The 7,937-nt window shown below is 67.0% G+C and carries 9 protein-coding genes and 1 pseudogene; 4 read left to right on the top strand and 6 right to left on the bottom strand.

The genetic code is table 11. The annotated features are described in order from the left end of the window. From HUU95_RS03810 to HUU95_RS03795, 4 genes and pseudogenes are all read right to left on the bottom strand, one after another. Positions 1-500, bottom strand: a pseudogene (locus tag HUU95_RS03810) (hypothetical protein); the annotation flags it as partial. Positions 501-565: 65 nt separating this feature from the next. After that, a complete protein-coding gene (locus tag HUU95_RS03805) occupies positions 566-781 on the bottom strand; it encodes a hypothetical protein (protein WP_174278889.1) in 216 nt (71 codons plus the stop codon). A 53-nt stretch (positions 782-834) separates the two neighbouring features. Continuing rightward, the gene (locus HUU95_RS03800) at positions 835-1,044 is read right to left on the bottom strand and encodes a cold-shock protein (RefSeq protein ID WP_174278888.1); all 210 of its coding nucleotides are present in this window, start codon (positions 1,042-1,044) and stop codon (positions 835-837) included. Between the two features lie 157 nt (positions 1,045-1,201). Beyond that, the gene (locus HUU95_RS03795) at positions 1,202-1,390 is read right to left on the bottom strand and encodes a hypothetical protein (RefSeq protein WP_174278887.1); all 189 of its coding nucleotides are present in this window, start codon (positions 1,388-1,390) and stop codon (positions 1,202-1,204) included. A gap of 83 nt (positions 1,391-1,473) precedes the next feature. Between HUU95_RS03795 and HUU95_RS03790 the strand changes: the two genes are divergently transcribed. From HUU95_RS03790 to HUU95_RS03780, 3 genes are read left to right on the top strand one after another with little or no spacing between them, the layout of a single operon-like run. Continuing rightward, positions 1,474-2,205: a BglII/BstYI family type II restriction endonuclease gene (locus HUU95_RS03790; protein WP_217429762.1), complete on the top strand. Its 732-nt coding sequence runs from the start codon at positions 1,474-1,476 to the stop codon at positions 2,203-2,205. Further along, entirely contained in the window at positions 2,202-2,852 is a 651-nt protein-coding gene (locus HUU95_RS03785; protein ID WP_174278886.1) for an MT-A70 family methyltransferase, read from the top strand. The genes HUU95_RS03790 and HUU95_RS03785 overlap by 4 nt, the downstream gene beginning before the upstream one ends. Positions 2,853-2,854: 2 nt before the next feature. Then, positions 2,855-3,799 (top strand): pentapeptide repeat-containing protein, encoded by a 945-nt coding sequence (locus HUU95_RS03780; RefSeq protein WP_174278885.1) that lies wholly within the window; start codon positions 2,855-2,857, stop codon positions 3,797-3,799. Positions 3,800-3,809: 10 nt separating this feature from the next. On the opposite strand, the gene uvrA is transcribed toward HUU95_RS03780, so the two are convergent. Next, positions 3,810-6,740, bottom strand: coding sequence for an excinuclease ABC subunit UvrA (gene uvrA, locus HUU95_RS03775; protein ID WP_174278884.1), 2,931 nt, complete (start codon positions 6,738-6,740; stop codon positions 3,810-3,812). 116 nt (positions 6,741-6,856) lie between these two features. Here uvrA and HUU95_RS03770 point away from each other — a divergent pair, with 116 nt between their 5' ends. Next, positions 6,857-7,168, top strand: a complete 312-nt coding sequence (locus HUU95_RS03770; RefSeq protein WP_174278883.1) for a hypothetical protein — start codon at positions 6,857-6,859, stop codon at positions 7,166-7,168. A gap of 10 nt (positions 7,169-7,178) precedes the next feature. Here the strand turns inward: HUU95_RS03770 and HUU95_RS03765 are convergent. After that, positions 7,179-7,937: intradiol ring-cleavage dioxygenase (locus tag HUU95_RS03765; protein WP_174278882.1), on the bottom strand; the 759-nt coding region annotated here is incomplete at its 5' end.

Raw genomic sequence — 7,937 nt, 5'->3', positions numbered from 1 at the left:
AACAGCCCGGCGCGCGCCGGGCCCGCGTCCGCGCCGACCAGGTCGAGAAAGGCGTCGAAATCCTGCGCGACGAGCCGCGCGGGGAGCGCGAGCGCGTCGGGCGCCTCCGCCTGGCGATCGAGCCGGGCGAGCATGGTGGTGGCGAGCCGGTTGTCGAAGCGCAGGCGCTCGACCACGTCGCCATTGGCGCGCGTCACCGTCTCGCGCTGGCCGTCGATCGCGCGGGCGAGGAGCTGGTCGGCGACGTGCTCGCGGGCGAGCAGGTTGGCGGCCTTCCACCCCAGATCAAAGGCGGCGCCGGCGGCGCGGCGGCGGAAGCCATAGGCGGAACTGACCGACAGGCCGGCGAGCCGGCACGCGGCCTCAACGACATGGCCGTCGGCGACCGCTTCCAGGAAGACGCGCTGGCGCTCGGGGGTCCAGCCGTCATGGCGCTGGCGGCGGCGCGCGGCGGCGGCCTCCGGATCGGCGAACTGGGCGGGGTGGGGCTGATCGGTCATGCGCGGTCCTTTTGGGAAGGACCGGGGAGGTATGCGGGGGATCCGGCTGTAGGACAGCCTTTTTTTCAGCGCTCGGGCGGGAAGGTCGCGGGCGCGGCGTCGGTCAGCGCGCGGGCCTGTTTCGCGTCGCGGGAGGCCTGCGTCTTGCGCGAGCGCTCGGCCATGATCGCCCAGGCGGCCTCGGCGCGCAGCGCGCGGTCGCGCACATTGTCCAGCGTCGCGGCGTCGGCTTCGGCGCGGCAGCGGCTGGCGTGGGCGGCGAAGGTCTCGGCCTCGGACATGGAACAACGCTCCGGATGGAGGGCCGGGCGGCGCGATGCCGCCCGGCCTGGGTTCAGGCGGCCTGGAGGTTGACGGCGGCCATCTTGCCGCGGCGATCCTCTTCCAGGTCGTAGCCGACGCGCTGGTTGGGGGTCAGCGTCGCCATGCCGGCGCGCTCGACGGCGGAGATGTGGACGAACGCGTCCGTGCCGCCCGCGTCGGGCGTGATGAAGCCGAAGCCGCGCGTGGCGTCGAAGAACTTGACGGTACCGGTAGTGCTCATGGGGTATGCTTTCTTCCGAGGGGGCGGGCCGAGTACCGGCGCGCCCGATGCCGAGGCTGCAGGGAAGGAAGGGGCAAGCCGCAAAGCGAGAACCGTCGATGTGCGACTGAAGCGACCGTCATATGGCGCGGGTGGCGGCGTTAGGCAAGGCGCGCGGCTACCAGGCGCCCCCGGCCCGCTCGATCGCGGCGAGCAGCGCGCGCTTGGAGGGGGTACGACGGGTGCCGGCGTTGCGCGGCATCACCGGCTCGCCCAGCGCGGCGCGGCGGGCGGCGAGGATGCGGCCGAACTCGGCATGGTTCAGCCGCTGTCCGGGCCAATCGTCAGCGGAGGTCGTCGACGCCATGAAACCCGCTTAGTAGCGCTTCAGTCAGGGGTGAAGCCGCTTAGCGTTTGACCCGCGTTTGTTCTCCCGTCACAAGCTAGGTTGTGGCCGACGACCTCTCCCCCGACACGCCCGACGTTGCCACCGCGCCCGGCGAGGCGGGCGACCCGGCGGAGTTCGTGGCGCGCTACGTGCCGGCGGACGTGCTCGCCCGCTATGAGGTGTTTTCGTACCGCAACGCCGCGCTAATCCTGTCGGAGGCTCATCCGGTCGAGTTCGGCGAGCTGATGGATGCGTTGCGGGGTTTCCGGCTGACGCGGGCGATCATCGCCAAGCCGGGTGGCAGCGAGTCGGAGGTGCCCAAGGCGTTCTCGACGCTGCTGCGGCCGCATGGCTGGCATGAAACGACGATCCAGGCTGACCTGCTCGTCAAGCTGCTGTGGCGCGAGGCCGGTGAGGATGCGCGAGGCAAGCCGGTGAGCACGCGGATGCAGCGTGAACTGACCAAGGCGCGGTTCCTGGACGGGCACAAGGTCGATTACGTCAAGGGCCGCGTCGCCTTCGATCTGGAGTGGAACAGCAAGGACCAGACGTTCGATCGCGACCTGTACGCGATGAGCGCGTTCAGCCAATGCGGGGTCATCGATGTGGGCGTGCTGCTGACGCGCAGCGCCGCGCTCAATCCGGTGTTCCGGGAGATGGGGCTGATGGCGAAGTACGGCGCGTCGACGACCTGGATGGGCAAGTTGCTCTACCGGCTCAACGCGGGGCGCAACGGCAGCTGCCCGGTGCTGGCCATCGGCATCCGGCCCGAGTGCATCGAGGATGGGTCATGAGCATCGACGCAGCGCTGGACTTCGCGCAGGCGGTGCGCGGCCGGCGGTTCGCCACGATTTTGGCAGATCCGCCGTGGCGGTTTCAGAACCGGACGGGGAAGATGGCGCCCGAGCATCGGCGGCTGTCGCGCTACGGCACGATGGAGCTGGACGAGATCATGGCGCTGCCGGTCGCGGACGCGGCGGCGGACCCGGCGCACCTGTACCTGTGGGTGCCCAACGCGCTGCTGCCGGACGGGCTGGCGGTGATGAAGGCGTGGGGGTTCGCGTACAAGTCGAACCTGGTCTGGCACAAGGTGCGAAAGGACGGCGGCTCGGACGGGCGCGGCGTCGGCTTCTATTTCCGCAACGTGACGGAGCTGTGCCTGTTCGGCGTGCGCGGCAAGGCGGCGCGAACGCTGGCGCCGGGGCGACGGCAGGTGAACCTGGTCGGCACGCGCAAGCGCGAGCACAGCCGCAAGCCGGACGAGTTCTATGACGTGATCGAGGCGTGTTCGCCGGGGGAGCGGCTAGAACTATTCGCGCGGGGGGCTCGGCCGGGGTGGACGGCTTGGGGGAATCAGGCGGAGGACTATGAGATCGGGTGGGAGACGTACGCGCATCACTCGCGGGTGGACGTGCGGGAGTGGGCGGAGGCGGCGGAGTAAGTATGGCGGATGAAGAGGATGTAAGCGCCCTGATGCGGGGGGAACGTGACCTTTATGCTCGGGATTTCCGAAACGCTGATCTGACAGCGATGTCGTTGAGCGATCGTGATTTTGGCAAGTGCTCGTTGCAAAAAGCGGATCTCAGTCGAGCTGACCTCAGCCGCTCAAACTTCAACAGGTCCAACCTGTTCATGGTGAGAGCGGAAGGAGCTATACTGCGCGAAGCGGTATGTGAGAACGTGATATTTCAGAATTGTAATTTTAGTAGAAGTGATTGCTCAGGAACTAGATTCTTTAGATCGCATTTTGTTGATGCGCGATTTGATGGGGCGATATTGTTAGGAGCTGATTTCAGCGAGTGTGTCTTTGGTGACGGCATCTCAAGCTTCGACGGAGCTATAATCGATAGGTCAACGATCTTTGATCGCGCGACTGGTTCGCGGGCACAAGCACGACAGAGCATCTTTGCCTATTATGAGTTCGAGCGAGGAGAGTTTAAACGCCGCGAGGATGAGCCGAACACCCTAAACGGAGTGGAAACTGCTCCTGTGCTTGCAGCCGTTTTAGATACTCGCAAAGCTTTCATCGAAGCTACCAGAGTAGCTAAGCCAGCGATTGGCGAAATTGCCGGCATCGGTCATAACTACCCACCGGAGCCGCTGAGTTCTGAGGAGACAGCCAACCTGAAGTCTGTTCTGGGCGAGGTCGAGATCTCGCTGAGGAATCGGGATTTAGATAAGTCGACAAAGCTTAGCGTTACTATCTCTGAGTACGCAAGGCAGATTGGGTTATGGGCTGCTGCGAAGGCGGAAGTCTTTGTTAATGAGTTTGCGAAGGGCCTTGGCAAAGAAGCCTCGACCTTAAAGTTTTGGATAGGATTGTGGCTCGTGCTAAGCGGGCAACTCACTCATCTTGCAAACCTGATAAACGATCTCTTTAAATTTTGAACGGTTATAGCTACTCCGCCGCCTCCGCCCTCATCTGCTCCCCCCGCCCCCGCAACAGCGGCGCCAGATACCGCCCCGTGAAGCTCCCCGCCGTCGCCGCCACCTTCTCCGGCGGGCCCTCCGCGACGATCGCGCCGCCCTTGACGCCGCCCTCTGGTCCCAGGTCGAGGACCCAGTCGGCGGTCTTGATGACATCCAGATTGTGTTCGATCACGACCACGGTGTTGCCCTGTTCGACCAGCGCGTGGAGGACTTCGAGCAGCTTCCTCACATCCTCGAAGTGCAGGCCCGTGGTGGGCTCGTCCAATATATACAGCGTCTGGCCGGTCGCCCTCCGCGAGAGTTCCTTGGCGAGCTTGACGCGTTGCGCCTCGCCGCCGGACAGGGTGGTCGCCTGCTGGCCGACCTTGACGTAGCCCAGGCCCACCTCGACCAGCATCGCCATCTTGTCGCGGATCGGGGGGACGGCGGCGAAGAAACCGGCGGCGTCCTCCACCGTCATGTCGAGCACCTCGGCGATGTTGAGGCCCTTGTGGCGCACCTCCAGCGTCTCGCGGTTGTAGCGCGCGCCGTGGCAGACGTCGCACTGGACATAGACGTCGGGGAGGAAGTGCATCTCGATCTTGAGCACGCCGTCGCCCTGGCACGCCTCGCAGCGGCCGCCCTTGACGTTGAAGCTGAAGCGGCCGGGCTTGTAGCCGCGCGCGAGGCTTTCCGGCAGCCCCGCGAACCAGTCGCGGATGCAGGTAAAGGCGCCGGTATAGGTGGCGGGGTTGGAGCGGGGCGTGCGGCCGATCGGCGACTGGTCGATGTCGATGACCTTGTCGAGATGCTGGAGGCCGGTGATCTTGTCGTGCTTTCCCGCGAGCATGCGCGCGCCGTTCAGCTCGCGCGCGGCGGCGGCGTAGAGCGTGTCGATGGTGAAGCTGGACTTGCCCGAGCCGCTGACGCCCGTCACGCAGGTGAAGGTGCCGAGCGGGATGCTCGCGGTGACGCCGCGCAAATTGTTGGCGGTCGCGTTGGCGACGGTCAGCTTCTTGCCGTTGCCCTTGCGGCGCTTGGCCGGGACGGGGACCTCGCGGCGGCCGGCGAGGTAATCGGCGGTGATCGAATCCGGGTTGGCCAGCACCTGCTCGAACGTGCCCTGCGCAACGATCGCGCCGCCATGGACGCCGGCGCCCGGCCCCATGTCGATGACATAATCGGCGGTGCGGATCGCGTCCTCGTCATGCTCGACGACCAGCACGGTGTTGCCGAGGTCGCGCAGGCGCCGCAGCGTCTTGAGCAGCATGTCGTTGTCGCGCTGGTGCAGCCCGATCGAGGGCTCATCGAGGACGTAGAGCACGCCGGACAGGCCGGAGCCGATCTGCGACGCGAGCCGGATGCGCTGGCTCTCGCCGCCCGACAGCGTGCCGGAGGTGCGATCGAGGTTGAGGTAATCGAGCCCGACATTGTTGAGGAAGCCGAGCCGCTCGTCGATCTCCTTGAGGATCGCGCGTGCGATCTCGCGGCCCTGATCGGTGAGCGTGGCGGGGAGCGCCTGAAACCAGGCGAGCGCGTCGACGACGGAAAGGCGGGTGGCGTGGCTGATGTCCTCGCCCGCCAGCTTGACCGCGCGCGCCTCCGGCTTGAGCCGCGCGCCGCCGCACGTCTCGCACGGATGGGGCGACTGGTATTTGCCCAGCTCCTCGCGCATCCAGTTGCTTTCGGTGGAGACCATGCGGCGGTTGAGGTTGCCGATCACGCCCTCGAACGGCTTGGTGACGTCGTAGGATTTCTTGCCGTCGATGAAGGTAAGGCGGACGGGCTTGCCGTGGCTGCCGTGGAGGATCGCGTCCTGATGCTCGGGGGCGAGATCGGCCCAGGGCGTGTCGATGGAGAAGCCGTATTCGCGCGCCAGCGACCCCAGCACCTGCATGTAATAGGGCGAGGGCGGGTTGGACTTGGCCCAGGGGACGACCGCGCCCTTCTTGATCGACAGCGCGTGGTTGGGGACGACGAGGTCGGGATCGAAGACGAGCTTCTCGCCGAGGCCATCGCACGCCGGGCAGGCGCCCTGCGGCGCGTTGAACGAGAACAAGCGCGGCTCGATCTCTGGAATCGTGAAGCCGGAGACGGGGCAGGCGAACTTCTCGGAGAAGACGATGCGGTTGGCGGGGATGCCGGCGCCCTTGAGCTTTTGCATGGCGGCGTCGGCGAGCGGCTCGCCGTCGACGGTGGTGTCGACCAGGTCCACATAGGCCAGCCCGTCGGCGAGCTTGAGCGCGGTCTCGAAGCTGTCCGCCAGCCGCGTGCCGCTGTCCGGGCGGACGACGACGCGGTCGACCACCACCTCGACGTCGTGTTTGAACTTCTTGTCCAGCGCGGGCGCCTCCTCGATGTCGTGGAGCGTGCCGTTGATCCGCACGCGGGTGAAGCCGGCGGCCTGCCAGGCGAGCAGCTCCTTGCGGAACTCGCCCTTGCGGCCGCGCACGACGGGGGCGAGCAGCAGCGCGCGCGTGCCGTCGGGCAGCGCCAGCACGCGATCGACCATCTGCGACACGGTCTGCGCGGCGATCGGCAGGCCGGTGGCGGGCGAATAGGGTACGCCGACGCGCGCCCAGAGCAGGCGCATGTAATCATAGATCTCCGTCACGGTGGCGACGGTGGAGCGCGGGTTGCGCGACGTGGTCTTCTGCTCGATGCTGATCGCGGGCGACAGGCCCTCGATATGGTCGACGTCGGGCTTCTGCATCAGCTCCAGGAACTGGCGCGCATAGGCCGACAGCGACTCGACATAGCGGCGCTGACCCTCGGCATAGATGGTGTCGAAGGCGAGCGACGACTTGCCCGAGCCGCTCAACCCCGTGATGACGGTGAGCGTGTCGCGCGGGATGTCGACGTCCACACCCTTCAGATTGTGCTCGCGCGCGCCGCGCACGGTGATGTGGGTCAGGGGCATAGGAGCGTTCTACGGGTGTTCCGGGCGACAGGCTAGGCATGCAGATAGGGGAGCGGCGCGTCGCTTGCGAGACCGACGCGGTGTGCTATATGGCTAGGACACTAGTCGAGGACATCATGGCCAAGATCAAGAAGGCGAAGCGCATCCCCAAGCGGATCGGGGGCGTCAAGCTGCCCAAGCAACTGCGGAAACGGGGAGAGGCGCTGATCGATCGGGTCGGGTCGGTCGAGGCGCAGGCGGCGATCGCCAAGGGGCTGACGATCGCGGCGGGGCTCGCCAACCTGGCGGCCGAGCGGACCCGCCAAGCCAAGTCGGCCGCCAACGATCCGGCGCCGCCGCCGCCGCTCGATCCCGTCAAGGTCGCGTCGGCGGTGTCGACGGTGGCGAACGAGGTGCTGGGCCGGCTGTTCGCGGGCAGGAAGGGCTGACCCGCCCGACCTACCGCGCGATGCCGATCAGCGCGGTGGCGGTGTAGCCGGCGGCGGCGCTGCCGGTGAAGGTGGGCGTCTGCTGCGCGAGCTGCGCGGCGGTGTTGTCGCCGAAGACGTTGTCGCTCGACAGCGAGGTGGACTTGAAGATGCTCGCGGCGGTCGGGTAGGTCGTCGTGTCCGCGAACACGGTCGCGCACACCGCGCTGGGCATCGCCAGCTGCGAGGTGAGGATCGAATATTTGCCGCCGAGCGCGTTGGCAAGGCTGGAGAAGACCTCGAAATGCATGTGCGGCCAGCGGCCGTCATAGGCGGCGGGGAAGATGGTGGTGAAGGTCACCTGGCCATTGGCGTCGGTGACCTGGACGCCGCGCAGGTAGCTCTCGCTCGCCGCCGTGTAGAGCGAGTAATGGCCCTGCCGGTCGCAATGCCACAGATAGACGGCATAGCCGGCGAGCGGCGCGCAGGCGGCGTTGACGTTGACCAGCGTCAGCGTGATCTTGACCTGCACGCCGGTGGCGACGGTGGTCGTCGAGATGAAGCTGGCGCGGATGTCGGAGCGGACGATGCCGGTCGCGGTGAGAACATTGCTGGTCGAGCCGCTCGCGCTGTTGGTGCCGTCGGCGGGATAGGGGCCGGCGGTCTCGGTCGGGTCGGCGATGCAGGCGGCGCTGCTGCTGGTGGTCGCCGTGGCGGTGGGCGTCGGGGTGGCGGTGGACGTCGGCGTCGGCGTCGGAGTCGCGGTGCCGGCGGCGGTGACGACGCTGAC

The organism is Sphingomonas bacterium, from assembly GCF_903643065.1.
In the GTDB taxonomy this organism is placed as follows: domain Bacteria; phylum Pseudomonadota; class Alphaproteobacteria; order Sphingomonadales; family Sphingomonadaceae; genus Sphingomonas.
The sequence above is the reverse complement of the archived record's forward strand: the minus strand, read 5'-3'. Positions and strand labels throughout refer to the sequence as shown.